Source organism: Marinobacterium marisflavi (assembly GCF_982447095.1).
Genome location: NZ_OZ457898.1, coordinates 2,253,449 through 2,280,241 on the forward strand (window position 1 = coordinate 2,253,449; position 26,793 = coordinate 2,280,241).

Genomic DNA, 26,793 nt, shown 5'->3' on the forward strand with positions numbered 1-26,793 from the left:
GACTGCTTCTTAATTGTTTAAGTCCCAGTCGACCGATTTGCTTGCGCTCAATACGACCCACTTGATTTCAAATATAGACGCAATCTGAGATTTGCAAAGTGCAGTCAAAAACTTTTTTCGACACCAAAAGTACGTAAGTCACAAACGCATCTAGATAAAAAGCCAATATGCAGACGTTTCGCGACGAATGCCTCAAAACCCCTTTAGAACAGAATTAGGCAATGGCGACACAAATTGCTTATGTAGCTAGTCTTTGCCATTTTTGAGCTAAACTGAAGAGTAAATTAGAGCGATCGGAGCCAAGACGTTGGCACAAGGTTTTCAACCCCTAAGCGGTCTGGCCAAGCGGCTGGTTAATGACGGTGTATTCACTGCCGAGACGGCGATGGATGCGCTGAGCAAATCACGCACTGCGAATCAATCCTTTGTTACCTTCATTATTGCGCAGCGCCTCGTCAGTGCTCATCGCGCTGCGTGCGCCGCAGCAGAAGAGTTTGGCCTTCCTCTTCTAGACCTTGACGCCTATAACTCCGAGTCTATTCCGCAGGGCCTAATCGCTGATGCGTTGATTACCAAACACCGCGCACTCCCATTGATGAAGCGCGACAATCGTCTGTTCATCGGGATTGCTGACCCGACAAATATCCAAGCCCTCGATGAGATCAAATTCAGCACCGGTATCACTACCGAAGCGGTTATTGTTGAAGAGGATAAGCTAGAGCGCCGTATCGACCTGCTGTTGGATGCCGACGATGGTTCTGGTGCATTGGGCGATCTTGAAGATGGTGACCTTGATAACCTAGAGATCGGCGAGACTCAGCGTGCTGCTGAAGAGGAGAGCGCCGAGGACGCCGCTTCGGATGCCCCCATCGTCCGCTTCATCAACAAGATACTATTGGATGCGATCAAAAACGGTGCTTCGGATATCCACTTCGAGCCCTACGAAAAGACCTACCGCGTGCGCTGTCGTATCGACGGCATCCTAACCGAAGTCAGCAAGCCACCGATCAACCTCGCCTCGCGTTTGGGCGCTCGCTTGAAGGTTATGTCTAATATGGACATCGCAGAACGGCGCGTGCCTCAAGATGGACGCATAAAACTGAAGGTCTCGGCTAAACGCTCAATCGACTTCCGTGTGAACACCCTACCCACCCTGTGGGGCGAAAAGATCGTACTGCGTATTCTCGACCCGACGAGCGCAACCATCGGTGTAGATGCGCTCGGCTTTGAACCCGAGCAGCGCGAACTCTACATGTCGAACCTCCACCGCCCGCAAGGGATGATTCTGGTCACCGGCCCTACCGGCTCAGGTAAGACGGTTACCCTCTATACAGGCCTGAACATTCTTAACGAAGTTGAGCGCAATATCTCCACGGCCGAGGATCCGGTAGAGATCAATATGGAGGGGATCAACCAGGTTCACGTGAACCCCAAAGTTGGCCTCACCTTTGCCGAGGCGCTACGGGCCTTCCTGCGTCAGGACCCTGACGTCGTCATGGTGGGTGAGATTCGCGACTTGGAAACCGCTGAAATCGGCATCAAGGCAGCACAGACCGGCCATATGGTGTTATCAACACTGCACACTAACTCCGCACCGGAAACGCTTACGCGTCTGCGCAACATGGGGGTACCCGCATTCAACATTGCAACATCGGTGTCACTGATCATCGCTCAGCGTCTGGCACGCCGACTCTGTACTGGGTGCAAGCAGCCTGCACAGATACCCGAAGCTGCGCTGATCGAGGAGGGCTTCAAAGCTGAGGATATTCCCAAACTGCACCTGTTTGAGCCCAATCCCAGTGGATGTCCCAAATGTAACCGCGGCTATAAAGGGCGTGTGGGTATCTACGAAATGATGCAGATGACGACAGAGATCGCTGAGACCATTATGCAGAACGGCAACTCACTCGATATCCTGCGCAGAGCTCGCGAGCAGGGATTCAAGACACTGCGTGAGTCCGGATTGAGGAAAGTTGCCGAGGGTTTGACTAGTCTTGAAGAGATGAACCGCGTTATTAAAACCTGATCAGGACGATAGACTATGGCAACGGCCACCGCTACAAAGACCAAGAAGGCTGAAAAATTCATCACCTTCGAATGGACCGGTCGCGACAAAAGCGGCAATATTTCAAAAGGCAAGATCGACGCTAAAGATGTGGCCGGTGCCAAAGCCACACTGCGTAAACAGGGTATAATTCCGCAAAAGATCGCTAAAGAGCGCACCTCGATTCTCGGCAACAAAGATAAACCGATAAAACCGGTTGATATCGCCTTTTTCACCCGCCAGATGGCCACTATGATGAAATCTGGCGTCCCTATGCTCAAGGCGCTGGAGATCGTTGCTGGCGGTGCTGAAAAGAACAAACTTAAGAAACTCGTATACGATATTCGTGCCGATGTGAACTCCGGTACTGACTTCTCTCGATCACTCGCGAAATATCCTGAGTACTTCGATGATCTCTACTGTTCGCTGGTCGCAGCCGGTGAGCAGTCCGGTGCGCTTGAGACCATGCTTGATCGTATCGCGACCTATAAAGAGAAGATGGAGTCGCTGAAAGCGAAAATCAAAAAGGCACTCACTTACCCGATCGCCGTTATCGTGGTGGGTGTTCTGGTTACCGCGATTCTACTCGTGAAGGTCGTACCCGTATTCGAAGATGTATTCTCGAGCTTCGGTGCTGACCTCCCAGCATTCACCATGTTTGTCGTCAATCTCTCGTACTGGGCCCAAGACTGGTGGTGGGTTGGTTTACTGGGAACTATCGCTGCCGGCTTTGCTTTCAAGCAAGCTCATTTACGTTCAGAGAAGTTTCGTAACTGGTTAGATAAAACCGTGTTAAAGATTCCAGTGATCGGCAACGTACTCTACGAAGCGGCGATCGCCCGCTTTGCCCGCACCTTATCGACCACTTTCGCAGCGGGTGTGCCGCTGGTGCAAGCACTGGACTCCTGTGCCGGCGCCTCAGGTAACTATGTGTTCCGCGAATCTATTTACCAGATCCGAAACGGCGTCGCCGGTGGCCAGTCGCTCACAAACGCCACCAATATGACCGGCATCTACCCCGCCATGGTGGTTCAGATGATCTCTATTGGTGAAGAGGCGGGTTCACTTGAGGGGATGCTGGACAAAGTCGCTGCCTTCTACGAGGAGTCAGTCGATAACGCTGTTGATAACCTATCGAGCCTACTCGAACCCCTAATTATGGTGATTCTGGGTACTCTGGTCGGTGGCCTCGTTGTCGCCATGTATCTACCGATCTTCCAGCTGGGTAATGTCGTTGGTTAAACCATTCGGCTGAGACAGATTAAGGAAAAGAAATGCCCGAATTTCTCTTGGACGGAGCTCTAGCTTGGCCCATCGCTGCCGTACTCTCACTGATGGTCGGCAGCTTTCTGAATGTAGTGATACTGCGCCTCCCAAAAATAATGGAGCTGGAGTGGCAGGCCGAAATTGACGAAGCGGAAGGCAAGGAAACCGCCGATTCAGAACCACAAACCTTTAACCTCTCCAAGCCCAGATCGCGCTGCAATAACTGTGGTCATATGATCACTTGGTACGAGAACGTTCCCGTCATCAGTTGGCTGATTCTTCGTGGCAAATGCTCCAACTGCAGCACCGCCATCTCAGCACGCTACCCGCTCATCGAAGCACTCACCGCACTGCTCGGCGGTTTTATTGGCTGGCAGTATGGCCTCGGTCTAGAAGGCGCAGCCCTGCTGTTATTCACCTGGTCACTTATCGCACTAACCTTCATAGATATCGACCACCAACTCCTACCTGATCGCATCACGCTACCACTAGTCTGGCTGGGCCTACTCCTTAACACCCAAGAAGTGTTCACCACCCTCTCCAACGCAGTCTGGGGCGCTGCCATCGGATATCTCGCTCTTTGGACTGTTTACTGGGTCTTCAAGCTGCTCACTGGCAAGGAAGGTATGGGCTACGGCGACTTCAAACTGCTGGCCGCGATCGGTGCCTTTGGGGGCGTCGCAGTGCTACCGCTCACTATACTGCTCTCGTCAGTCGTCGGTGTTGTGCTAACACTTGCGATCTCCGCCACCGGAAAACGCTCCGCTTCTGAACCTCTGCCGTTTGGCCCTTATCTGGCGATTGCTGGATGGGTGGCGATTATTTGGGGTGGGAAAATTAATGCTTGGTATCTTGACTTGCTGATGCATTGAGCAATCTTTGGCTTGGTCGCCCGATAAATCGGGCTCCTACAGAGATCTAGTGTTTGGTGTAGGGCATCTCTTCCGGAGTATCACCAATAGAGAAGTCCTCAATATCAGGCTCAGCCGGGATTTGATAACCCTCCGACGCCCACTCACCTAAGTCGATCAACTTACAGCGTTCAGAACAGAACGGACGCCACTTGTTATCGGGTGTAAACGGACTCTTCTTACCGCAGGTAGGACAATCAACAAAGGTAATCTTGGTAGTGCTCTTAGTCTTACTTTGGGACAAATCTTAACCTCTCTTTATCCTAACTATGCCTAGCGCTCGGCCACAAGCTCAGCGTACAAGGAATCTACCTTAGCGAACAGCTGCTCCAGTGTTCCGCTGTTCTCAATGACTCGGTCCGCTTTTTCCAGCCGCGCTGCGCGACTCATCTGTGCACTGAGAATCTGTTCAACCTGATCTTCAGACACAACATCACGCGCAAGCACGCGTTGGCGCTGCAGATCTACCGGCACATCCACAACCAGGTTCAAATCTGTATGCTGATATTGACCGCTCTCAAAAAGCAGCGGCACAACCAGCACCGCGAGTTGAGCTTGCGAGCGCTGAGCTCTATCCAAAGCCGTCTGCCGAATCACGGGATGAAGCAACGCCTCCAACCACTTACGCTCACTTGGGTTGGCAAACACCTTTTCACGCACAACCGCGCGATTGAGCGTGCCGTCTTCAGCGATCACTTCAGGCCCAAAATGCACAGCAATCTGGGCGAGTGCAGGCGTGCCCGGTTCAACCACTTCGCGGGAAATGAGGTCGGTATCGATAATATCAGCGCCCAATTCGGCCAAGCGATTGGCGACGGCACTCTTGCCCGACGCTATACCACCGGTAAGGCCGATTAGCATCCTAGCCATGCTGAGCGCGCTCTAGAACTGCAGCGATGATCGGCTCATTCGCTGCGGGGAAATCGTAGTCGGTCAGCCGATCAACCGAGACCCAGGCCAGCGGCTGCCCTTCAACGCCACGCGCTTCACCACTGAATGCTGTAACGCACCAGACATCCAGTACAACCGATTTGTCGGTGTAGTCGTGCGCAATTCGAACCAGTGGTTCAGAGGCGCTTACCTTGATTGCTAGCTCTTCGTAAAGCTCACGCGCCAGCGCCTGCTGAGCCGATTCACCCTGCTCGATCTTACCGCCGGGAAACTCCCACAGACCGCCCTGATGCTGATTATCAGCCCGCTTGGCTATAAGAATTTCGCCTTCGGGGTTGTAGATAACACCGGCAGCAACTTCGACTATCTTCATCGGTAACTCTAAACTCCTTAAACCTGGTTATTAGCGACTGCTCTTAACTACGGTTTCTTGACTACGGGCTCTTAACTGCGGCTCTTAACTACGATAGTCCGCATTGATCGCGACGTACTCTTTGGAGAGATCCGTTGTCCAGACCGATTCTGTTACCTCACCGCGGTTAAGCACCACGTGAATCAGGATATCCTCTTGATTCATTACCGCCTGGCCCTGCTCTTCGGTGTAGCTGGCAGCACGACCACCGTTCTCTACAATACAGGTCTGGTCCAGATAGATCTGCAATGCATCTAAATCCAGATTCTCAACACCCGCACGACCCACACAGGCCAGAATACGGCCCCAGTTTGGGTCCGAGGCGAAGAGCGCTGTTTTGGTCAGCGGTGAGTGCGCAATGGTGTAGGCAACATCCAACGCCTCTTGCACCGTTGCGGCTTTAGAGACGCGCACCTCAACAAACTTAGTGGCGCCCTCACCATCACGAACAATCAGTTGCGCAAGCTGCAGCATCACGCGGTTCAACGCCGCTACAAAAGCATCTGCGTCAGCACCTGAAGCCGGAACCTCAGTGCCTGAAGCGCCCGTAGCAACCAGCACACAGGAGTCATTGGTCGAGGTATCGCCATCTACTGTAATGCGGTTGAACGATTTCTCTGTCGCCGCACTCATCCACTGCTGCAACAGAGCCTGATCCACTTTCGCATCGGTCGCTACGTAGCCTAGCATGGTCGCCATATTGGGCTTAATCATGCCGGCACCTTTAGAGATACCGGTCAGGGTAACCGTCTTACCACCAATCTCGACCTGCTCGCAGGCGCCCTTAGCGCGAGTATCCGTTGTCATAATGCCCCAAGCAGCGTCGAGCCAGTTATCCTCTTTTAGATCAGCAATTGCCGCATCCAACGCGCCGGTAATCTTGCCAACAGGGAGTGGTTCACCAATAACGCCAGTCGAGAACGGCATGATCTGCTCCGCACTCAAACCGACACGTGCTGCCATCTCGTTACAACAGGTGATCGCATCCGCCATACCTTGCTTGCCAGTACCTGCATTCGCATTACCGGTGTTGGTCAACAGATAGCGAATCTGACCGGCCTCGAGGTGCTTTTTACAGAGTGTGACCGGCGCTGCACAAAACGCGTTTTTGGTGAACACAGCCGCCACCGAAGCGCCCTCGGCCACTTCCATCACCACAATATCGCGACGCCCCGGCTTTTTGATGCCCGCCGAAGCGATACCGATTTTGAAGCCTGAAATTGGGAGCAGAGTTGGAAGAGTATCTGGACCGACAGCCATGGAGTGTTCCTTTCGAAATAGATAGCGCTACACAGTTGAGCGCGATGCGAAGATTTTAAACTAGCGGATGTTTCAGGGCTATTGCTCGGGGGCGATTTGTTGGCAGAAGGTCGGGGTAGGCAAATACGCTTCGCGAAGAAGCCTCCTACCGTGGGTACTGAACAGACCGACGGGGTCGTGACTCTCTCCGACACTTGATTGCGGGCAAAAGCGGCTGGGAACAAAAAAACGCCTGCTTGCAGGCAGGCGTTTCGGGACACTCAGCTAAAGTCGCTTATGACTTCGGTAGAATCACCTTATCAATCACGTGGATGACACCGTTGCTCGCCTCGATATCCGCGCCAACAACGGTAGCACCATCAATCTTAACGCCGTTCCAACCCGTCACAGTTGCGGTGTCACCATTCAGCATCTCAACACCCATACGTTTGCCATTAACGTCCGATGCCATCACCGCACCGGGCAGTACATGGTAGGTTAGGATATCTACCAGCATAGCTTTGTTCTCAGGCTTCAGCAGATTTTCTACTGTGCCCTCTGGTAGCGCTGCAAACGCCTCGTCTGTTGGTGCAAATACGGTTAGCGGGCCATCACCTTTGAGTGCGTCGACCAAGCCTGCTGACTGAACCGCTGCAACCAGCGTATTAAATTGTCCGGCACCGACTGCAGTGTCGACAATATCTTTCTTCATCATATCGCCAGCGAACGCGCTTGAGGCCATACCCAGTGTCAAAGCCATTCCTAAAATTGTCTTTTTCATCATGTCGCTCCAAAAAATTATTCGTTCCGTTGTGCATTCCACCTTCGCTTACGGACGAAATTTTCGAGGCGGATCCCGATAAAAAAGATCGAACAAACTGAATTAGAACAGTTATGACTTAACCCTGTAAAAGCTACCGGAGCATCACTAAAAAGTGACTTTTTCCGACTACAAAAAGCAAAAAACCCCGCAAGTGCGGGGTTTAACAATTTTTTTTGGCTTAAGCCAGCTTACCGTGACACGCCTTATACTTTTTACCTGATCCACAAGGGCAAGGGTCGTTACGGCCCACTTTTGGGGTATCACGGACAACCGTGCCAGCGCTCTGCTCCGGCTGTTCTGCGCCCTCTTCACCCTCTGCACCCATACCTGACGCATTGGCGTGCTGGAACTCCATCGCCTGACGCATGGCCGCTTCGCGACGCTGACGCTCAATTGCCTCAACGTCTTCTGGCTGACGCACCTGCACGTGACTGATGATCTTAACCACTTCACGCTTGATGTTATCGAGCAGCGCCGTGAAGAGTTCAAACGACTCCCGCTTGTACTCCTGCTTCGGGTTCTTCTGCGCGTAGCCACGCAGGTGAATACCGGCTCGCAGCAGATCCATGGTCTGTAGATGCTCTTTCCAGAGGTTGTCGACGACCTGCAGCATGACCTGCTTCTCGAAGGTACGCATGCCCTCAACGCCAACCTGCTCCTCTTTGGCTTTGTACTCATCCAACAGCTGGTTCAAGATGCGCTCACGCAGGGTCTCTTCGTAGAGCGCTTCATCCTCATCCAGCCACTGCTGCACCGGCATCTCAGTGTTGAACTCACGTTTGATCGACTCTTCAAGCCCGGCAATATCCCACTGCTCCGCCAACGACTGTGGCGGAATGTGATCACTGATAATGTCGTTCACAACCTCTGCGCGCACCGCTTCGATGGTGTCAGAGATATCATCAGAAGCCATCAGCTCGTTACGCTGACCATAGACAACGGTACGCTGATCGTTGGCCACATCATCGTACTCAAGTAGCTGCTTACGGATATCGAAGTTGCGGCCCTCAACTTTACGCTGCGCCTTCTCGATCGCATTCGACACCATCTTATGCTCGATCGCTTCGCCCTTCTCCATACCTAGGGCTTTCATCATGTTGCGCACACGGTCAGAGGCGAATATACGCATCAGGTCATCTTCTAGCGACAGGAAGAAGCGCGATGAACCCGGGTCACCCTGACGACCCGCACGACCACGTAGCTGGTTATCGATACGACGCGACTCGTGACGTTCAGTACCAACAATGTGTAGACCACCTGCTTCCAGAACCGCCTCATGGCGCTGGCGCCAATCTGCAGTCGCAGCTTCAATCTGCTCTTCGGTGGCGTTTTCACCTAGCTCAGCCAGTTCAGCTTCAAGCTTACCGCCCAGCATAATGTCGGTACCACGACCGGCCATGTTGGTGGCGATAGTCACCGCACCCGGACGTCCCGCTTCAGCGATAACACCCGCTTCACGGTCGTGCTGCTTGGCGTTAAGAACGTTGTGCTTAATCTTCTCTTTGGTGAGCAGCTGGGACAGCAGCTCAGAGGCATTGACTGATGCAGTACCGACCAGAACAGGACGGCCATTTTCCTGGCAGTGCTGAATCTCTTTAACGATCGCCATGTACTTATCTTCAATCGATAGGTACACCAGATCGTTGTAATCGATACGGGCAATCGGGCGGTTGGTGGGGATAACCACAACGTCTAGACCATAGATCTGACGCAGCTCGAACGCTTCGGTATCGGCCGTGCCGGTCATACCGGAGAGCTTCTCGTAGAGACGGAAGTAGTTCTGGAAAGTTGTTGATGCGAGTGTCTGACTCTCCTGCTGGATTGTCACACCCTCTTTCGCCTCAACTGCCTGATGCAGACCATCTGACCAGCGACGGCCAGACATAATACGACCGGTGTGCTCATCTACGATAACCACCTGACCGTTCTGCACGATGTAGTCACGATCTTTTACAAACAGATGGTGCGCACGCAAGCCTGCCAGTACATGATGCAGTAAGCTGAGGTTAGCAGGCGCATAGAGGCTATCGCCCTCCTGCAGAACACCCAGCTCAATCAACAGACCCTCAACCTTCTCATGACCCGCTTCGGTCAATTCGATGGTGCGGTTCTTCTCATCCATATGGAAATCTTCGTTAATCACCTGGGTGGTGTCTTTAACGTCGATCTCACCCTCAAACTGAGTCAGTTGTGGGATGATGGTATTGATCTTGCGGTAGGTCTCCGAGCTATCTTCAGCCGGACCCGAAATAATCAACGGCGTGCGCGCCTCATCGATCAGGATTGAGTCCACCTCGTCGACAACGGCAAAGTTAAAGTCGCGCTGCACCTTGTCATTGATGCTAAACGCCATGTTGTCACGCAGGTAGTCGAAGCCAAATTCGTTGTTGGTACCGTAGGTGATATCACAGTTGTAAGCCGCGCGCTTGGTCTCACCATCTTGGCCCGAGACCACGACACCCACAGTTAGACCCAGTGCTTCATAGAGTGGACGCATCCACTCTGCGTCACGGCTCGCTAGGTAGTCGTTGACGGTGACAACATGAACACCTTTAGCCGTCAGTGCGTTGAGGTATACCGCCAGTGTCGCCACCAGGGTTTTACCCTCACCGGTGCGCATCTCAGCAACCTTGCCCTCATGCAGCGTCATACCACCGATCAGCTGAACATCAAAGTGGCGCATACCCATGACGCGCTTCGACGCCTCACGACAGGCTGCAAACGCTTCAGGCAGAATTTGATCGAGCGACTCGCCCTGCTCTAGGCGGGCGCGGAAGTCTGCAGACTTTCCTTTGAGTTCATCGTCGCTCAGGGCTTCGAAACTTGGTTCGAGCTCGTTAATCTGTTTGACCACCTTCCCCATGCGTTTTAGTTCGCGATCGTTTTTGCTACCGAAGAGTTTTTTAAGAATATTTGTCAGCATGGTTTGGTCATCTAGAGTTTCAGTTTGTATCTAATTGGGGACGGTGAAGCGACAAATCAACTAGCGCTTAAAAATCATCGACCCCTGAATGAAAACAGGGCCTCATCACGAGGCCCTGTTTTATACCATAAGTCGATCCGTTAAACAGCCGCCGCAGGGCGCTGATAGGAGATTGGCGCTTTGTGCTCGTCGGTTTCGAAGGTGACGATCTCGTAAGCCGACTCATCCGCCAACAACGTACGTAACAGGCGGTTGTTGAGGAAGTGGCCCGATTTCAGACCGTAGAACTCGCCGATCAGGCTCTTACCAAGCAGGTAGAGGTCGCCGACAGCATCCAGAATCTTGTGTTTTACAAACTCATCCTCGTAGCGCAGGCCGTCATCATTAAGAATGCGGTAGTCGTCTACAACGATGGCGTTATCGAAGCTGCCACCGAGTGCCAGATTTTGCGAACGGAGGTACTCGATATCGCGCATAAAACCGAAGGTACGGGCGCGAGCCACCTCTTTTACGAACGAGGTGCTGGAGAAATCCAGTGCCGCTTCCATCGTGCCATCTTTGAAGGCTGGGTGATCAAACTCAATCTGGAAACCGACTTTGAACCCATCGAACGGTTTGAACATAGCCGCTTTGCCCTCAGCTTCAACCCGCACCTCTTTCTTGATACGGATAAACTGCTTGGCCGCTTCCTGCTCTTCAATACCGGCTGACTGCACCAGGAACACAAACGGAGCCGCACTACCGTCCATGATAGGCACCTCTTCAGCGCTCAGTTCAATGTACGCATTATCGATGCCCAGACCAGCCAACGCAGAAAGCAGATGTTCGATAGTCGCTACACGCACACCGTCTTTAGCAATATTGGTGGAGAGAGTGGTATCGGCAACGTTCAACGCCAGCGCCGGGATCTCAACCACGGGATCAAGGTCAACACGTCGAAATATGATACCCGTGTTTACAGGAGCCGGACGAAGGGTCAGATAGACTTTCTGACCGCTATGGAGACCGATACCCGTCGCTTTGATGCTGTTTTTGAGGGTGCGTTGCTTGATCATGCGAAGCGATTACCAACTTAAAGTTCAACTAACCACTTATGATATAGCAAATAACCGCCTGATCCTAGGGATCAGACGGCCATTGCTTAAAAAATATTCAGTTTCGGTTCAGCGACGAGCGAAAGCTGGAATATCAAGAAGATCGAGATCAAGTTCCGCAGTTTCGGATTTTGGACGGTCCAAAAGCGCCTCTTTACGATCGCGACGCAGGATCTCTGGCAATTCGATTTTTGTCAGATCGATCTCTACACCCGACTGAGTCGTTGTAGATACGAGCACCGGCGCTTCAGTCGCAAGCGTAGTCTGCTGCACAACTGGCGCATCCTCTACCGGCGCTACAACGGCTTCTGCGCGATCCAGACCTGTGGCTACGACGGTCACCTTAATCTGATCACCCAGAGATGGGTCGATCGCCGTACCGATCACGACAGTCGCATCATCGGCAGCGTACTCGTGAACGATCTCACCCACTTCCGAGAACTCACCGAGGCTCAGGTCTTCACCGGCAGCGACATTGACCAACACACCCTTGGCGCCCTTGAGGCAGACGTCCTCAAGCAGCGGGCTGTTCACAGCCATCTCAGCCGCTAACGTTGCACGCTCATCGCCCGAAGCGATACCGGTGCCCATCATCGCCATGCCCATGGAGTCCATAACGGTGCGCACATCGGCAAAGTCGACGTTGATCATGCCCGGTGCAGTGATCAGATCTGCGATACCTTGAACGGCTCCCTTCAGCACATCGTTCGCTTGACCAAAAGCGTCAATCAGCGACGCTTTACGTCCCAACACAGGAACCAGCTTGTCGTTGGGGAGGATAATTAAAGAGTCGACGGCAGCGCGCAGCTCTTCAATGCCTTTGTCCGCCACATCGGTACGACGACGGCCTTCAAATTTGAACGGGCGGGTTACCACCGCAACACTCAGTGCGCCGACATCACGCGCAAGCTCTGCAATTACTGGTGCAGCACCTGTACCTGTGCCGCCGCCCATACCTGCTGTGATAAATACCAGATCTGCACCCACAAGCTGCGCGCGTAGCATATCGGCATTCTCGATCGCTGCCTGCCGGCCGATATCAGGATTAGCACCGGCACCCAGTCCGCGTGTCAGATCCTTACCAATATGTACGACAGAGCTCTGCACCAAACGCTCAAGCGCCTGTGCATCGGTATTGGTGCAGATAAACTCGACCCCCTCGAGCTTCTGCGCCAGCATATGCGCAACCGCATTACCACCAGCACCACCGACTCCTATCACCTTGATCTTTGCGCCAGTTTCTACCTGATCAACCAATTGAAACATGTTTAACCCCCTTCTGTGACGGCCCCCAAATTTGCTGCCACAGCTGTTTTGCTTCTTTTTAGTGTGTGAGCCTGGCTTCTCTGTCCAGCGCTCGAATTTAATCTATTTTTTTGCCGTCTCTTGCGCCTTCCAGCGCACCGCTACGCCATTGGTGTAACGAATATCGACCTCGGCTACCTCACTAGCGCGATCCACTAGCTGGATTTTGTAAACATCCAGAAAACGGCGCAAACGCGGCATCAAATCCTCACGTCCGGCGATAATGTGCATGCCGTTCTCAAGCTCGATATTCCATGCACCACGCGCCTCTAGCACAAGGCCCACTATGCGCAGCTCAGAGCGACTGAAGAGCTGACTCAAATCGTGATACTGCTGCATGATGCGCACTGTCTCATGCGACGGCCCATTCAGTTTCGGTAGCGACATGTACTCCGCTTTAAGATTCGGCCAGAAGATATCGCCCTCATGGTTCAACAGACCGCGATCACCCCAGCGCGCGACCGGTACCTCTTCGATCACCTGCACCTCTATCGCCGCAGGCCAGCTGCGCTTGACGCTAACTTCGTTAATCCAAGGCTGCTGCACTAAGGTTTCGTGCAACTGCTGCAGATCGACGTCGAGCAGCGGTGCATCCATCTGCGCCCAGAGCCCCTGTTCTACCGCGGTTTTATCGATATGACGAGTCGCACCCTCTACACCGATGAAGCCGATCTGACGATCAATCCAACCCACATACTCACGTACGCCGGCATACCAGAGCATCAACACACAACCGGCCAGCGTGAAAGCGAACAGCGGCTTCCAGATCCACTCACTCTCCTGCTGGACCTCTGCCTCAATGGTTACCTCACTGGTTTCAAATAGCAGGTTGGCATCTACCTCTACCATCGGTTCGATGCGCTCATCAGTCTGGCGGCTCCACGGCATAGAGATCGTCATGGTCAGCAAGCTCCCTTCAAGATCTCAACCACCAACTCAGAGAAGCTCATGCCCTTACGTTTCGCAGCCATCGGCACCAACGAGTGATCTGTCATGCCCGGAGCAGTGTTCACCTCCAGCAGTTGAAACTGCCCATTGGCATCCAGCATCAGATCAACACGCCCCCAACCACGACAGCCCAGCGCCTCAAAAGAGTCGACCACCAACTGTTGCATCTGTGTAACGCGTTCTTCACTCAAACCTGTGTCGAACTCATAACGTGTGTCGTTCGCCTGATACTTGGCATTGAAATCGTAGAATTCGTGCGGTGTCTCTAGGCGAATCACTGGCAGTGCTTGGCCATTGAGAACGGCGACAGTAAATTCAGGACCATTGACCCACTGCTCGGCGATAACACTGGAGTCATACTGCTTGGCGTCAACGTAAGCCTGGCGCAGCTCCTCAGCGCTAGTCACGCGGCTCATACCGATACTCGAGCCTTCATGTGCTGGCTTAATCATCATCGGGAAGCCCAAAGATTGAGCAACAGCGGCTAAATCAGAGCGATCATTGAGTACGGCGAACTTGGGGGTCGGAAGACCCGCGCCAATCCAAACCTGTTTGGTACGCAGCTTATCCATACCGATCGCTGACGAGGCCACACCACTCCCCGTGTAGGGTTTACCGAGCATCTCGAGGGCAGCTTGCAACAGACCATCTTCACCGCCCGGGCCATGGACAATAAGAAAGGCACGGTCAAACTCAGCCTGCAGCAGCTGTTGCAGAGGATTAGCACCCTCAGCGCCGAGGTCTATCGCGAAGGCATCAACGCCGGCTTCTAATAGTCCTTTGAGTACCTCAGCACCCGAGCGCAGTGAAACTTCACGCTCCGCAGAGGTGCCGCCCATAATGACGGCCACGCGACCGAAATCACTCATATCCGGCCTCCCAATTATGCTTAAGCTGATGCGCCAGCGTGGTGATATTGCCAGCACCCTGAGTCAACAAGAGATCGCCCGGTTGCAACACCTGACGCAGCACGTTGGCAATTTCGGCATCGGACTCGACGAAGATAGGTTCACGACCGCGCTGCCGCAGACTACGACAGATCGAGCGACTATCGGCTCCGGGAATCGGCTCCTCACCAGCCGCATAGACATCAAGCAGTAACAACTGATCTGCCGCCTGCAGCACATTAACGAAATCTTCGTAGAGGTCACGAGTACGGGTGTAGCGATGCGGCTGATACACCATCACCATACGGCGACCCGGCCAACCTTCCTGTACGGCACTAATAACCGCCTGCACCTCGGTAGGGTGATGACCGTAATCATCAACCAGCGTTACGCTGCCGCCTTCAAGTGGCAGCTCACCCAACACCTGAAAACGACGACCTACACCCTGAAACTGCTCGAGCGCGCGACAGATCGCGCCATCATCCAGCTCTTCATCGGTTGCAACAGCGATCGCAGCTAACGCGTTCAGCACGTTGTGACGGCCAGGCATATTAAGCGTTACATTAAGATCGGACAGACCGCCTGGACGGATCACGCGGAAGTGACTCTGCAAGCCAGTCTGGCGCAGATCCACAGCGCGAAAATCAGCACCCTCATTAAAGCCGTAGGTCAGTACCGGACGACCGATATCTGGGATCAGCTCGGAGACCACGTCGTCGTCCGAGCAGACAACGGCGAGGCCATAAAAAGGTAGGTTTTGCATAAAACGAATAAAGGTCTGCTTCAGCTTGCCGAAGTCACCATCGTAGGTGTCCATATGGTCGGCATCGATATTCGTAACTATTGCCACCATCGGCTGCAGATGCAGGAAAGAGGCATCAGACTCATCAGCCTCAGCCACCAAGTAACGGCTGCCGCCCAGCTTAGCATTGGTTCCCGCGCTGGTTAGACGCCCGCCGATAACATAAGTCGGATCCATATTCGCTTCAGCCAAAATAGAGGCGACCAAACTGGTCGTTGTGGTCTTACCGTGCGTTCCAGCGACGGCGATGCCGTGGCGGTAGCGCATCAGTTCGGCCAACATCTCAGCACGACGAACTATTGGCAGACGCAATTCAAGTGCCCGTTCGACTTCAGGGTTCGCTTTAGTCACCGCCGTCGAGGTGACCACCACATCAGCCTCCTCAACATTGCTTCCCTCGTGGCCGATGAAGATCGTAGCGCCTAGTTCACGAAGACGTTCCGTCACAGCCGAGTGGCGAATATCCGACCCGGAGATCTCATACCCTTGGTTGAGCAGCACCTCAGCAATACCGCACATACCCACACCACCAATACCGACAAAATGAATCGCACGAATACGACGCATCTCTGGCACTTCATAATCACGACGATGACCGGCCTTAGGACTCACGGCATACCTCCAGGCAAATATCTGCGACGCGCTGCCCGGCATCGGGGCGCCCCTGCTCACGTGCGCGCTCAGCCATAGCGAGCAGCTTGTCACGCGAGCTGTGTTGTTTGAGCCAATCGAGCAGGCGCTCAACCGTTAAATCTCTCTGCTGAATCAGGTCGGCACCGCCAGCGGCAACCAGATATCCAGCATTCTCAGTCTGATGGTCATCCACGGCGTACGGGAAGGGCACAAAGAGAGCTGCCACCCCAGCTATTGCGATCTCCGACACTGTCAGTGCACCTGCACGGCAGATCACCAGATCCGCATCGGCATAAGCGGTGTTCATCGCCTCAATAAAGGGCACAACCTCTGCCGTCACACCGGCTCGTTTGTAAGCGTCCTGAGTCGCCGCCAGGTGCTTTTCACCCGTTTGATGAAGCAGTTCTGGACGCTCATCCTCTGGCAGCTGAGCCATCACTTTAGGCATCAGTTCATTAATCGCCAGAGCACCGAGACTGCCACCCACCACCAGAACCCGCAGTCGACCGGTGCGTCCGGCAAAACGCTCTGCCGGCGGCGACATCTCTAAAATAGGGCCGCGAATCGGGTTACCCACCACTTCACCCTGCTCGCCCGTTTTAAAAGCATTAGGGAAGGCCTGCAGAACTCGTCGCGCAAAGCGGCGCGATTGGGTATTAGTCACGCCGGCTATCGCGTTTTGCTCGTGGATAACCAGTGGACAGCCCTGCAGATACGCTGCAAGTGCACCAGGACCAGACGCGAAACCGCCCATACCGAGCACCACATCGGGGTTGAATCGACGCACTACAGCGCGTGCTTGCATCACCGCCTTGATGATCTTGAGTGGCGCTAGTAGCAGACTAAGTTTGGACTTGCCACGCACACCTTCGACGGATATGGAGTTCAACTTAATGCCCGCCTCCGGTACAACACGCGCCTCAATACGTTGGGCTGTGCCGAGCCACTCAATTTCATGGCCCTGTGCCCGTAGCAGATCAGCAACAGCGAGGGCCGGGAAGACATGTCCACCCGTTCCGCCAGCCATCACCAGTACGCGACTCATGCGGCACTCTCCTGACTCGTTGCGGTGTTGCCTCTGAAGCGCTGCAGCAGTCGCCCTAGCAGACCGGGCTTGGTCTTGATACCCAAGCGCTCACGTTTGAGTTCAAGGTCGATGCGCTGCACAATGGCGATCATGCCGGCACACACAAGCAGCGAGGAACCGCCATAACTCATCAATGGCAGCGTCAGCCCCTTGGTCGGCAGTGCACCGACGTTTACACCAATATTGATCAATGCCTGGCCCGCCAAAATAAAGCCGAAGCCGTAAGCCACATACGACATAAAAAACTGACGCTGACGTTCAGCCTGGCGGCCGATCAAGAAGATACGGACGATCAGAATGCAGTAGAGTGCGACAATCGTCAGCGCGCCGATCAAACCCAGCTCCTCGGCCAGCACCGAGTAGACAAAGTCAGTATGTGCCTCTGGTAGGTAGAAGAGCTTCTGCACTGAGTTACCCAAACCGGCGCCAAACCAGTCACCGCGCCCAAAAGCGATCTGCGCCTGCGAAAGCTGATAACCCGCGCCGTAAGGGTCAGCCCAAGGGTCTGCAAAAGATTTCAGACGCGCCAACCGATAAGGTTGGGCAAGCGCCATCGCGCCAACCAACGAACTTACAATCGTTACCAGAGTGACGAGCTGTAACGGCTTCATACCACCCAGGAAGATCATCCCCATCACGGTCGCCGTGGTAATAACGATTGCGCCGTAATCAGGCTCTAGGTAGAGCGCGAACACATAGAAGGCGAGCGGTACTGCAGGCTTGATAACACCCTTCCAGGTAGAGCGCACCTCGTGCAGACGTCGCACCAGATAGCCTGAGATGAACATCACCATACAGAGCTTGGCGATCTCTGATGCCTGCAGGTTAAAGCTACCCAAACCGATCCAGCGACGCGAACCGTTCACCTCGCGGCCAATCCCCGGAATCAAAACAATGACCAGCAGGAAAAGCCCGATAAATAGCAACCAGACCGAGAAGCGCTCCCAGACATGCATCGGAATACGCACTAGCATCGAGAAGGCTAGTAGCGACATCAGCACGAAAAGCCCATGACGGAATATAAAGAAGAAAGGTCCGCCGAAGTTGTCCGCCGCAACATCCATTGAGGCAGAGGAGATCATCACAAAACCGGTCAGCATCAACGCCAGCATGCTGGCGATCATCAACCCATCAAAGGGCAGCGTCCCCTTAGGTAGGCGCATCAGAGCCGGTTCAGCCGGAGCTCTCAATTTTGCGAGGGGCCTCTTTGGCACATTCAGATTGATCTTCATGCCAACGCCTCCACGAGTTCAACAAATCGATCACCGCGCGCCTCATAGCCACTGAACATATCGAAGCTGGCACAAGCGGGTGAGAGCAGAACAAGATCGCCAGCAACAGCGGCAGAGGCTGCAAGCCTGACCGCCTCATCCATATTGGCTGCATACTGAGTATTGGGGTGCTCAATCTGTGCACCGATCTGCTGAGCATCCTCGCCGATCAAAATCACCGCGCGCGCTGCACTTATAAGCGGCTGCTTCAAATCAGCAAAACTCTGGCCTTTACTCTGACCGCCTGCGATTAGAACCATCTTAGCCTCGCCCGTTTGAGTGGCGTTGAGCCCATTGATGGCGGCAAGCGTGGCACCCACATTGGTACCCTTGGAGTCATTAAACCAACTGACTGCGCGATGTTCTCGCACCCACTGACAGCGGTGCGGGAGCCCGGCAAACTGACTCAAAGTCTGTACCATGGAGTCCAGCGGTAGTCGCACCGCCTCACCCAGAGCCAGCGCCGCCAGCGCATTAGCAATATTGTGTTCACCACGAATTTTCAGCTGATCTGTGTTCAGCAGCGCCTGAGCCCCTTTGGCCAGCACAGCACCTTTATCAGATCGAAGCAGGCCGTAGTGCCCGAGATCAGGCGCGCCCAGACCAAAGCTAATCTGTACAACATCCTTCGCAACCAGAGGCCGGCTTAGCGAATCGTCACGGTTGTAGACTGCAACCTGGGTCCGGCGATAGATGCGGTGCTTCGCCTGATGGTACTCCAGCATGTTCGCGTAGCGATCCATATGGTCCGCTGAGAGGTTTAGAACGGTTGCAACACGGGGTCGTAGTTCGGAGCAGGTCTCTAATTGGAAACTCGATAACTCCAAAACATAGAGTTCAACGTCCGGATCAATCAGGTCCAAAACCGGCACACCGATATTACCGCCAACGGCAACATTCACACCGGCATCTGCCGCCATCTGACCGACCAAGGTGGTTACAGTGGTCTTCCCGTTTGATCCAGTGATCGCAACAACCGGAGCGTTTACTTCACGGGCAAATAGATCGATATCTCCAAGTAGACGGGCGCCGCGGATCTGAGCTGTCTCAATTGCTGGGTTGGACTTGGCCAGACCCGGACTAATGATCAATTCGGTCGCGCGCCCCAACCAATCGCCATCTAGCTCACCGGTGCGCAGTTCAACTTGAGGAAACTCCTGACGGAAGCGCTCGATCGCAGCGCCCGATTCACGCGTATCGCAGGCAGCGAACACCAGGCCTCGTGAGGCGAGGTAGCGTGCCACACTGAGGCCGGTCTGCCCGACTCCAATGATGATTCGGAATTGATCGCTCGTTATTAACGCCACTCTCGTCCCTTTGCCCGATTAACGAAGTTTCAGCGAGGCCAAACCGACCAGCACCAAGATAAAACTGATAATCCAGAATCGCACAATGACGCGCGGCTCCGGCCAACCTTTGAGTTCAAAATGGTGGTGAATCGGTGCCATTCGGAAGATGCGACGTCCGGTTAGCTTGAAAGAGCCGACCTGAAGCATCACCGATACGGTCTCCAATACAAAGATTCCACCCATTACGAACAGCACCAACTCCTGCCGCACGATAACCGCGACCACGCCCAGAGCAGCTCCAAGCGCCAGCGCACCCACATCACCCATAAAAACCTGCGCTGGATAGGTGTTGAACCAGAGGAAACCGAGCCCCGCACCGATAATCGAACCGAGGAAGATAATCAGCTCACCCGAACCCGCCACATACGGAATGTCTAGGTAACTCGAAAAGTTTACGTTGCCGCTAAGATAGGCAAATACCGCTAGCGCACCCGCCACCATAACTGTGGGCATAATCGCCAGGCCATCAAGGCCATCCGTCAGGTTAACTGCGTTGGAGGTGCCAACAATGACGAAGTAAACAAAGGGGACAAACAGCAGGCCGAGCGGCAACGCTGTATCCTTAAGGTATGGAATGAGAAGATCGGTATGCACCGGCTCATCGGCTAGGGTATAGAGCGCGACTGCCGCCGCAATACCGCCGATCGATTGCCAGAAGTATTTCCAACGCGCGGGCAGACCTCGCGAATCCTTCTCCACCACTTTTCGCCAGTCATCAACCCAACCGACAGCGCCAAAAATAGCCGTAACGCCAAGCGTAATCCAAACATAGGCGTTTGTTAGATCGCTCCAGAGCAGCGTGCTGATCGCAATCGCAAGTAAAATCAGGCCACCACCCATCGTTGGTGTACCCGCTTTACTCAGGTGCGACTCAGGACCGTCCTGACGCACCGCCTGACCAATTTGCTTAACCTGCAGCTTGCGGATCAACTTAGGTCCAATCAACAGCGAAATCGCCAGCGCTGTCAAAATTCCCATAATTCCGCGCATCGTCAGGTAGCGAAAAACATTGAACGCACTAAAGTGATCCGCCAACCAGTCTGCAAAAAACAGCAACATGCTAGGCATTCCCCTCAATCAGAGCAGCGACAACCTTATCCATGGCTGCACTGCGTGAACCTTTAACCAAAATTGCACCCTCAGAGACTGTAGAGAGAAACGTCATTATCTCTTCGTGATTGGCACTAAAATGTGCTTCGACACCTGCTGCCGCTGCAGCCTCTACGGTATCGCGCATCAACTCGCCAGTAGCTATCAAGGTTTTAATACCGGCTTTACCAATGTATTCACCCAACTCACGGTGCAGCTGACGCTCGCTCTCGCCCAGTTCAGCCATCGCCCCAAGCACCAGCGTATGAGGGCCCGCTAACGAACCCAACACGTCCACAGCGGCACGCATTGAACCTGGATTAGCGTTGTAGCTATCGTCGATCAGTTGCAACTTGGGTGTGAGTTGATGCGACTGCATGCGACCCTTGAAGCCGCAATACTCAGACAGCGCTCTAACCGCCCGCTCTAGCGGCAACTCCAATGCTACCCAAGCGGCGATCGCGGCGAGCGCGTTGAGCACCATATGGCGCCCCATGACATTGAGAAAAACGGGATAGCTCTCACCGCGCACGCGCAGACGGAAGTTAAAACAGCCATTGCCACGTTGCACCAACGCTTCCGCGCGCACATCTGCGGCCGCATGAGTACCAAAGGTGATCACCCTACGCTGGAGTTTTGCCAGTTTCGCACTCCAAACATGCGAGGCGGGGTCATCCAGATTTACAATACCTATGCCGCCGTCCTGCAAACCTTCATAGATCTCCGACTTAGCCTGGATAATATTCTCGAGGCTGCCGAAGCCCTCAACGTGAGCCTCCATCGCGTTATTAAGGATGGCAACATGCGGCTGTGTCATCGCAACGGTACGGGCAATCTCACCGATACCACTGGCACCTAGCTCGATAACGGCATACTCATGTTCAGGTGCAAGTTCTAGCAGCGTGAGTGGCGCTCCGATCTCGTTGTTAAGGTTACCTTTGGTCGCCAGTGTCCCCGCGCGGCTCGCAAGCATGCTTGCCAGCATCTCTTTCACTGTCGTTTTACCGGCCGAGCCAGTGACCGCTGCGACCTTGCCGTCAAACTGGTCGCGATTAAACCGCCCTAGATCGCCCAGCGCCTTTAGACGATCATCAACCACCAACTGTGCAATCGTTGCCTCTTGCGGCTGTGAAACCAGGGCTGCAGCGCCACCGGCTTCTGCCACCTGCCGAACAAATTGATGAGCATCAAAGCGCTCACCCTTGAGCGTGACAAACAGACTGCCCTCGCCCGCTTGACGGCTATCGGTTGTGATTGCGGAAATAGTCTGATCACTCCCCACCAACTCGGCACCGCAGGCCTGAGCCAATTCAGAGAGCAGATATGAGCGCATCATAAGTAGCCTCCGGCACGCAGTGCATCTGTGGCCACCTCAGCATCCGAGAACGGCATGCGTTCGTCATTAATCTCTTGGTAGGTTTCGTGCCCCTTACCGGCGAGCAAAACAATATCCCCCTCGCCCGTTGCGCGAATAATAGAGGCGATAGCACGTCCACGATCCACCTCTGTAACCAGTTGTACTCCTTCGGAGAAGCCGGACAGGGCATCGCTGATAATCTGCTCTGGATTCTCTGTTCGCGGATTATCGCTAGTTAGCCAGATCAGATCAGCGTTCTGCTCCGCTGCGGCCGCCATCAATGGGCGCTTGCCTCTGTCACGATCTCCACCACAGCCAAACAGCACAGCCAAGCGGCCCTCTGACATATGGGCTCGGCAGGCGTTCAAAGCCTTAACGAGAGCGTCGGGGGTATGGGCATAATCCACCAGCACCACTGGCCCTTCACGGTTAGCCAGCCGCTGCATGCGCCCTTCAACCGGCTGAACTTGGTTCAGTGCCGGCTCCAACTGTTCAGCGCCGTAGCCCAATTGGTGCATTAGACCAATCACTAACAGCAGATTGGAGATGTTGAACTCACCCAGAAGTGGCAGTTCGAGCTGGAGCTTGTTTGCACCGAGTTTAATCTCAAGATCCATGCCACCAGTTCGCAGAACTTTTGAGACTAGAGCAACCACCTGGGTCTGATCCGTGAGGGAGAAGCCGACGCGATCAACACCCACTGCAGGGGTGCATAAGAGTGCCGCCGGACGCAGATCATCAGCATTCAACACCTGACGGCCCACGTTACAATCTGTAAACAACTTCGCCTTAGCCGCCGCATAAGCCTCTTCAGAGCCGTGGTAATCAAGATGATCTCGCGTCAGATTGGTGTAACCGACAACATCAAAATCGATACCATCAATACGTCCCTGATCAATCGCGTGACTAGACACCTCCATCACTACCATCTGCGCGCCCTGCGCCTCATACTCGGCAATCATACGGTGCAGGGAAACGGCATCGGGCGTGGTGTGAGTCGCTGTGTCTAAACAATCGAGAAAACCGTTACCGAGCGTTCCAATCATCGCAGCACGGCGACCCAGAGCATTAGACACCTGAGCAGAGAAATGCGCTGACGAGGTCTTACCATTAGTACCCGTGATACCAATAACCTGCAGTTTGCGACTCGGCGATTGATAAAACCGATCCGCCAAGGCTCCCAAGCTCAAGCGCGCAGGTGTCCATGAGATAACAGGCACATGTAGAATCGATGCAAGGTATTCGGCACTGGTTCGGTCGGTCTCAAGGAGAACGGCGGCGGCACCCTTGTGTACTGCATCGCGCGCGAACTCAGCTCCGTCAGTTCTGAACCCTGTGCGGGCTACGAAGAGATCACCCTTCTCCACGGTGCGGCTATCTTGGGTGAGCCCCGTCACCTCAGTGGTATCCAAACAACCTAATTCGGGCAACAGCTCCGCCAATGTCCAGCGCAGATTCAAACCACTCATTTCGACACCACCTGCAGCTCGGACTCCTCCCAGTTATCAGGTGGTACATTCATCAAGCGCAGCACCCCGCCCATAACACGTGCAAAGACTGGAGCCGCGACTTCGCCGCCGTAGTACTCCTGACCCTTAGGATTATCGACCATCACCGCCATAATGATGCGCGGGTTGCTGATCGGTGCGATACCGGCGAATACGGAGATGTAAGCGTCATCGTCATAACCGCCAGCAACCGCTTTGTGCGCCGTACCGGTTTTGCCACCAACCCTGTAGCCAGTCACTGCCGCTTTGCGCGCGGTACCCTGAGGTGAAATAACGGTCTCCATCATCTGTAGTACAGAATCCGCAACCTCTTTGGGCATCACGCGCTCACCAATGGGCGACTCAGACTGCTTATACAGCGAAACCGGCAAGAGCCGGCCACCATTTGCGAAGGGAATATAGCTCTGGGCGAGTTGCAGCGGCGTGACCGATAGGCCGTAGCCATAGGAGAGCGTCGCTTGCTCTACCTCCTGCCGCTCACTTAAATAGGGTAAGACGCCGGTTCGCTCCCCAGGAAAGCCAGTACTTGTCGGCCGACCCAAACCGAGGTTGGCCATCAGGTTACGTACCGAGTCATGCTCCATTGAGCGCGACAGCTTCACCACACCGACGTTGCTCGACTTGGTAATAATTCCGGTAATATCCAGTTCACCATAGTTACGGTGGTCACGAATTGAGGCACCCCGCACACGAATGTAACCAGGCGAGGTATCAACCACATCCTGAACTTGGTAGTCACCACTCATCAATGCTGCTGCAACCGTGATGGGCTTCATCGTTGAACCCGGCTCGAAGGTATCGGTCATCGCACGATTACGCAGTGCATCGGTGGTCAGCCTCGAGCGATCATTGGGGTTATACGATGGCTGATTGACCATCGCCAACACCTCGCCGGTGTGTGCGTCCAGAATCACCGCTGAAGCTGAGTCAGCTTTGTGCGTCTGCACCGCATCTTTGAGTTCGCGATAAGCGAGGTACTGCAGTCGCAGATCAATACTCAGCGCCAGATCTTCACCGGGCATCGCCTGCTGCAGATTCTGCAAGTGTTTAACCGTGCGCCCTTTGCGATCCTGTAGCACCAACGAGCGCCCCGGTTCGCCACGTAGCACCTCATTGAAAGCAAGTTCCAGCCCCTCCTGCCCCTCACCATCGACATTGGTGAAGCCAACCAGATGAGTCGTCACCTCTGCAGCTGGATAGAATCGCTTAAACGATCGATCGACATGAATGCCACGAATATTAAGTTCATCAATCCGCTGTGCAACTTCAGGAGTCACCTGCCGCTTGATATAGAGGAAGCGACGTTTGGGGTCTGATTTAAGGTCGCCCAACAGCTCTTGCGGGCTCAGATCCAACAGGCGTGCCATCAGCGCGATGTTTGGATTCTGTAGATCGGTCTCTTTGGGGTCAGCCCAGATGGTAGCAACCGGAGCACTCACCGCCAGAGGCTCGCCGTTACGATCAGTAATAAGACCGCGGTGTGCAGGCGTTAGACGTGTACGCAGAGAACGGGCATCGCCCTGCTTCTGCAGAAATGCTTGCTCCGAGGTGTAGAGCGAAACCATCTTAAACAGAATACCGCCGGAGACCAGCACCAGCAGAAAACCAACAATCCAGAGCCGCCAACTACCGGCAGCGTGTATTTGCACAAGCTGCTCATCTTTCATGGCGAATCAACCTAATCTCTTTCGGGTCCGGCGCCCGCATGTCGATATTTTCAGAGGCCAGTTTCTCTACGCGTGAGTTAGAGCCCCAGGCGCTCTGCTCAAGCAGTAACTGGCCCCACTCAATCCGATAGTTATCGCTCTCACGCACCAGTGTCTGCTGTTGATGAAACAGGCGACGGTACTCATAAGAGGTGTAGATAACCGCTAGCGCTGAACCGATCACCAGCAAAACCAGCAACGTCAGCGCAAGCAACTGTTCAAAAATCTGTCCAAGCGTCAGCAACGGTGCCTCTTTACGCGACACTTTAACCGGCGCAAGTTCAAATTTTGGCAGCGAGAGATTCATTTAACCTTCTCCGCCACACGCATCACCGCGCTACGAGCGCGCGGGTTCTCCTTAAGCTCGGCGCCACCGGCTTTTATCGCCTTACCCACAGCCTTAAGACGAATGCGTAGCATGTCATTGGTAAACGGAATACCCGGCGGCAGATGCTCATCCCCTTTCACGTGGGTGCGGATGAAGCGTTTAACGATCCGATCTTCCAACGAGTGGAAGCTAATCACCGCCATTCGACCGCCTACTGCCAGCACTTCCAATGCCTGATCGAGCACCGACTCAACATCTTCAAGCTCACGATTGATATGAATACGGATTCCCTGAAATGCTCGAGTTGCCGGATTTTTACCCTTCTCCCATTTGGGGTTTGCAGCAGCCACGATGGCCGACAGGCGGGCAGTGGTTTCGATTGGGGCGTCTGCACGTTCGCGAACAATCGCCGCCGCCATCCGTCGACCGAAGCGCTCTTCGCCATACTTAAACAGAACATCGGCGATTTCACCCTCTGGAGCGCTATTAACCCAATCAGCAGCGCTGGGGCCACGCGTCGTGTCCATGCGCATATCCAGCGGGCCGTCAGTCTGAAAACTAAAGCCGCGAGTAGGGTCATCCAACTGTGGCGAACTCACACCCAAATCCATTAGGACGCCAGCAACCTCACCCTCTAGCCCCCGCGCCTGCATAAACTCCTGCAGTTGCGCGAAAGAGCCATGCTCTATCTGAAAACGCGGCTCTTCGCCAAAACGATGGTGCGCGTATGCGATCGCTTCAGGGTCTTTATCGATAGCAATCAAGCGACCTTTATCACTAAGACGATCGAGAATTAGCTGCGAGTGACCACCGCGGCCAAACGTGCAGTCTACATAGACACCATCTGGGTCGTGCACTAGCGCATCGACCGCTTCGTTGAGCAGGACGGTGATATGACTGAGGGGCTCACTCATGGCGCA

The 26,793-nt window shown here is 54.1% G+C and carries 23 protein-coding genes; 3 read left to right on the top strand and 20 right to left on the bottom strand.

The window, feature by feature from the left end:
• Nucleotides 1-307 precede the first annotated feature (307 nt).
• Genes pilB through AC1WNR_RS11090 form a run of 3 tightly spaced genes read left to right on the top strand, consistent with a single transcriptional unit; the run spans nucleotide 308 to nucleotide 4,182 of the window.
• Complete coding sequence (gene pilB / locus AC1WNR_RS11080) at nucleotides 308-2,026, top strand: type IV-A pilus assembly ATPase PilB (protein ID WP_481644549.1); 1,719 nt, start codon at nucleotides 308-310, stop codon at nucleotides 2,024-2,026.
• 15 nt (nucleotides 2,027-2,041) lie between these two features.
• Nucleotides 2,042-3,286 carry a type II secretion system F family protein gene (locus AC1WNR_RS11085; protein WP_481644550.1) on the top strand — a complete coding sequence of 415 codons (1,245 nt, stop codon included), beginning with the start codon at nucleotides 2,042-2,044 and terminating at the stop codon, nucleotides 3,284-3,286.
• A gap of 32 nt (nucleotides 3,287-3,318) precedes the next feature.
• Nucleotides 3,319-4,182 carry a prepilin peptidase gene (locus tag AC1WNR_RS11090; RefSeq protein WP_481644551.1) on the top strand — a complete coding sequence of 288 codons (864 nt, stop codon included), beginning with the start codon at nucleotides 3,319-3,321 and terminating at the stop codon, nucleotides 4,180-4,182.
• A gap of 46 nt (nucleotides 4,183-4,228) precedes the next feature.
• Here AC1WNR_RS11090 and AC1WNR_RS11095 read toward each other — a convergent pair whose 3' ends face one another.
• From AC1WNR_RS11095 to rsmH, 20 genes are all read right to left on the bottom strand, one after another.
• Entirely contained in the window at nucleotides 4,229-4,465 is a 237-nt protein-coding gene (locus tag AC1WNR_RS11095; protein WP_481644552.1) for a DNA gyrase inhibitor YacG, read from the bottom strand.
• Nucleotides 4,466-4,494: 29 nt separating this feature from the next.
• Nucleotides 4,495-5,091: a dephospho-CoA kinase gene (coaE, locus tag AC1WNR_RS11100; RefSeq protein ID WP_481644553.1), complete on the bottom strand. Its 597-nt coding sequence runs from the start codon at nucleotides 5,089-5,091 to the stop codon at nucleotides 4,495-4,497.
• The gene (mutT, locus tag AC1WNR_RS11105; protein ID WP_481644554.1) at nucleotides 5,084-5,485 is read right to left on the bottom strand and encodes an 8-oxo-dGTP diphosphatase MutT; all 402 of its coding nucleotides are present in this window, start codon (nucleotides 5,483-5,485) and stop codon (nucleotides 5,084-5,086) included. The genes coaE and mutT overlap by 8 nt, the downstream gene beginning before the upstream one ends.
• 84 nt (nucleotides 5,486-5,569) lie before the next feature.
• Nucleotides 5,570-6,784: a bifunctional glutamate N-acetyltransferase/amino-acid acetyltransferase ArgJ gene (gene argJ, locus AC1WNR_RS11110; protein ID WP_481644555.1), complete on the bottom strand. Its 1,215-nt coding sequence runs from the start codon at nucleotides 6,782-6,784 to the stop codon at nucleotides 5,570-5,572.
• Nucleotides 6,785-7,058: 274 nt separating this feature from the next.
• Nucleotides 7,059-7,544 (bottom strand): fasciclin domain-containing protein, encoded by a 486-nt coding sequence (locus AC1WNR_RS11115; protein ID WP_481644556.1) that lies wholly within the window; start codon nucleotides 7,542-7,544, stop codon nucleotides 7,059-7,061.
• Nucleotides 7,545-7,764: 220 nt separating this feature from the next.
• A complete protein-coding gene (secA, locus tag AC1WNR_RS11120) occupies nucleotides 7,765-10,509 on the bottom strand; it encodes a preprotein translocase subunit SecA (RefSeq protein ID WP_481644557.1) in 2,745 nt (914 codons plus the stop codon).
• 140 nt (nucleotides 10,510-10,649) lie between these two features.
• Nucleotides 10,650-11,564, bottom strand: coding sequence for a UDP-3-O-acyl-N-acetylglucosamine deacetylase (gene lpxC, locus AC1WNR_RS11125; RefSeq protein WP_481644558.1), 915 nt, complete (start codon nucleotides 11,562-11,564; stop codon nucleotides 10,650-10,652).
• Nucleotides 11,565-11,672: 108 nt separating this feature from the next.
• Nucleotides 11,673-12,869 (bottom strand): cell division protein FtsZ, encoded by a 1,197-nt coding sequence (gene ftsZ / locus AC1WNR_RS11130; RefSeq protein ID WP_481644559.1) that lies wholly within the window; start codon nucleotides 12,867-12,869, stop codon nucleotides 11,673-11,675.
• A gap of 102 nt (nucleotides 12,870-12,971) precedes the next feature.
• Complete coding sequence (locus AC1WNR_RS11135; protein ID WP_481644560.1) at nucleotides 12,972-13,808, bottom strand: cell division protein FtsQ/DivIB; 837 nt, start codon at nucleotides 13,806-13,808, stop codon at nucleotides 12,972-12,974.
• 2 nt (nucleotides 13,809-13,810) lie between these two features.
• Nucleotides 13,811-14,725 (bottom strand): D-alanine--D-alanine ligase, encoded by a 915-nt coding sequence (locus AC1WNR_RS11140; RefSeq protein WP_481644561.1) that lies wholly within the window; start codon nucleotides 14,723-14,725, stop codon nucleotides 13,811-13,813.
• Nucleotides 14,718-16,112, bottom strand: a complete 1,395-nt coding sequence (gene murC, locus AC1WNR_RS11145; protein ID WP_481645390.1) for a UDP-N-acetylmuramate--L-alanine ligase — start codon at nucleotides 16,110-16,112, stop codon at nucleotides 14,718-14,720. The genes AC1WNR_RS11140 and murC overlap by 8 nt, the downstream gene beginning before the upstream one ends.
• 34 nt (nucleotides 16,113-16,146) lie before the next feature.
• Complete coding sequence (gene murG / locus AC1WNR_RS11150; protein WP_481644562.1) at nucleotides 16,147-17,223, bottom strand: undecaprenyldiphospho-muramoylpentapeptide beta-N-acetylglucosaminyltransferase; 1,077 nt, start codon at nucleotides 17,221-17,223, stop codon at nucleotides 16,147-16,149.
• Nucleotides 17,220-18,497 (bottom strand): putative lipid II flippase FtsW, encoded by a 1,278-nt coding sequence (ftsW, locus tag AC1WNR_RS11155; protein ID WP_481644563.1) that lies wholly within the window; start codon nucleotides 18,495-18,497, stop codon nucleotides 17,220-17,222. Before ftsW ends, murG begins: the two co-directional genes overlap by 4 nt.
• A complete protein-coding gene (murD, locus tag AC1WNR_RS11160; RefSeq protein ID WP_481644564.1) occupies nucleotides 18,494-19,843 on the bottom strand; it encodes a UDP-N-acetylmuramoyl-L-alanine--D-glutamate ligase in 1,350 nt (449 codons plus the stop codon). Before murD ends, ftsW begins: the two co-directional genes overlap by 4 nt.
• An 18-nt stretch (nucleotides 19,844-19,861) precedes the next feature.
• Nucleotides 19,862-20,944 (bottom strand): phospho-N-acetylmuramoyl-pentapeptide-transferase, encoded by a 1,083-nt coding sequence (gene mraY, locus AC1WNR_RS11165; RefSeq protein ID WP_481644565.1) that lies wholly within the window; start codon nucleotides 20,942-20,944, stop codon nucleotides 19,862-19,864.
• A 1-nt stretch (nucleotide 20,945) separates the two neighbouring features.
• Nucleotides 20,946-22,310 carry a UDP-N-acetylmuramoyl-tripeptide--D-alanyl-D-alanine ligase gene (locus AC1WNR_RS11170; RefSeq protein WP_481644566.1) on the bottom strand — a complete coding sequence of 455 codons (1,365 nt, stop codon included), beginning with the start codon at nucleotides 22,308-22,310 and terminating at the stop codon, nucleotides 20,946-20,948.
• Nucleotides 22,307-23,800, bottom strand: a complete 1,494-nt coding sequence (locus tag AC1WNR_RS11175; RefSeq protein WP_481644567.1) for a UDP-N-acetylmuramoyl-L-alanyl-D-glutamate--2,6-diaminopimelate ligase — start codon at nucleotides 23,798-23,800, stop codon at nucleotides 22,307-22,309. Before AC1WNR_RS11175 ends, AC1WNR_RS11170 begins: the two co-directional genes overlap by 4 nt.
• Nucleotides 23,797-25,506: a peptidoglycan D,D-transpeptidase FtsI family protein gene (locus AC1WNR_RS11180; protein WP_481644568.1), complete on the bottom strand. Its 1,710-nt coding sequence runs from the start codon at nucleotides 25,504-25,506 to the stop codon at nucleotides 23,797-23,799. Before AC1WNR_RS11180 ends, AC1WNR_RS11175 begins: the two co-directional genes overlap by 4 nt.
• Entirely contained in the window at nucleotides 25,496-25,852 is a 357-nt protein-coding gene (gene ftsL, locus AC1WNR_RS11185) for a cell division protein FtsL (protein ID WP_481644569.1), read from the bottom strand. The genes AC1WNR_RS11180 and ftsL overlap by 11 nt, the downstream gene beginning before the upstream one ends.
• Nucleotides 25,849-26,787, bottom strand: coding sequence for a 16S rRNA (cytosine(1402)-N(4))-methyltransferase RsmH (rsmH, locus tag AC1WNR_RS11190; RefSeq protein WP_481644570.1), 939 nt, complete (start codon nucleotides 26,785-26,787; stop codon nucleotides 25,849-25,851). Before rsmH ends, ftsL begins: the two co-directional genes overlap by 4 nt.
• Nucleotides 26,788-26,793 lie beyond the last annotated feature (6 nt).

Bases quoted from the DNA above. Each gene is read 5' to 3' on its own strand.
- AC1WNR_RS11085 (WP_481644550.1), top strand. From the start codon at position 2,042: ATGGCAACGGCCACCGCTACAAAGACCAAGAAGGCTGAAAAATTCATC.
- AC1WNR_RS11090 (WP_481644551.1), top strand. From the start codon at position 3,319: ATGCCCGAATTTCTCTTGGACGGAGCTCTAGCTTGGCCCATCGCTGCC.
- coaE (WP_481644553.1), bottom strand. From the start codon at position 5,091: ATGGCTAGGATGCTAATCGGCCTTACCGGTGGTATAGCGTCGGGCAAG.
- mutT (WP_481644554.1), bottom strand. From the start codon at position 5,485: ATGAAGATAGTCGAAGTTGCTGCCGGTGTTATCTACAACCCCGAAGGC.
- argJ (WP_481644555.1), bottom strand. From the start codon at position 6,784: ATGGCTGTCGGTCCAGATACTCTTCCAACTCTGCTCCCAATTTCAGGC.
- AC1WNR_RS11115 (WP_481644556.1), bottom strand. From the start codon at position 7,544: ATGAAAAAGACAATTTTAGGAATGGCTTTGACACTGGGTATGGCCTCA.
- secA (WP_481644557.1), bottom strand. From the start codon at position 10,509: ATGCTGACAAATATTCTTAAAAAACTCTTCGGTAGCAAAAACGATCGC.
- lpxC (WP_481644558.1), bottom strand. From the start codon at position 11,564: ATGATCAAGCAACGCACCCTCAAAAACAGCATCAAAGCGACGGGTATC.
- ftsZ (WP_481644559.1), bottom strand. From the start codon at position 12,869: ATGTTTCAATTGGTTGATCAGGTAGAAACTGGCGCAAAGATCAAGGTG.
- AC1WNR_RS11135 (WP_481644560.1), bottom strand. From the start codon at position 13,808: ATGACGATCTCTATGCCGTGGAGCCGCCAGACTGATGAGCGCATCGAA.
- AC1WNR_RS11140 (WP_481644561.1), bottom strand. From the start codon at position 14,725: ATGAGTGATTTCGGTCGCGTGGCCGTCATTATGGGCGGCACCTCTGCG.
- murC (WP_481645390.1), bottom strand. From the start codon at position 16,112: ATGCGTCGTATTCGTGCGATTCATTTTGTCGGTATTGGTGGTGTGGGT.
- murG (WP_481644562.1), bottom strand. From the start codon at position 17,223: ATGAGTCGCGTACTGGTGATGGCTGGCGGAACGGGTGGACATGTCTTC.
- ftsW (WP_481644563.1), bottom strand. From the start codon at position 18,497: ATGAAGATCAATCTGAATGTGCCAAAGAGGCCCCTCGCAAAATTGAGA.
- mraY (WP_481644565.1), bottom strand. From the start codon at position 20,944: ATGTTGCTGTTTTTTGCAGACTGGTTGGCGGATCACTTTAGTGCGTTC.
- AC1WNR_RS11170 (WP_481644566.1), bottom strand. From the start codon at position 22,310: ATGATGCGCTCATATCTGCTCTCTGAATTGGCTCAGGCCTGCGGTGCC.
- AC1WNR_RS11175 (WP_481644567.1), bottom strand. From the start codon at position 23,800: ATGAGTGGTTTGAATCTGCGCTGGACATTGGCGGAGCTGTTGCCCGAA.
- AC1WNR_RS11180 (WP_481644568.1), bottom strand. From the start codon at position 25,506: ATGAAAGATGAGCAGCTTGTGCAAATACACGCTGCCGGTAGTTGGCGG.
- ftsL (WP_481644569.1), bottom strand. From the start codon at position 25,852: ATGAATCTCTCGCTGCCAAAATTTGAACTTGCGCCGGTTAAAGTGTCG.
- rsmH (WP_481644570.1), bottom strand. From the start codon at position 26,787: ATGAGTGAGCCCCTCAGTCATATCACCGTCCTGCTCAACGAAGCGGTC.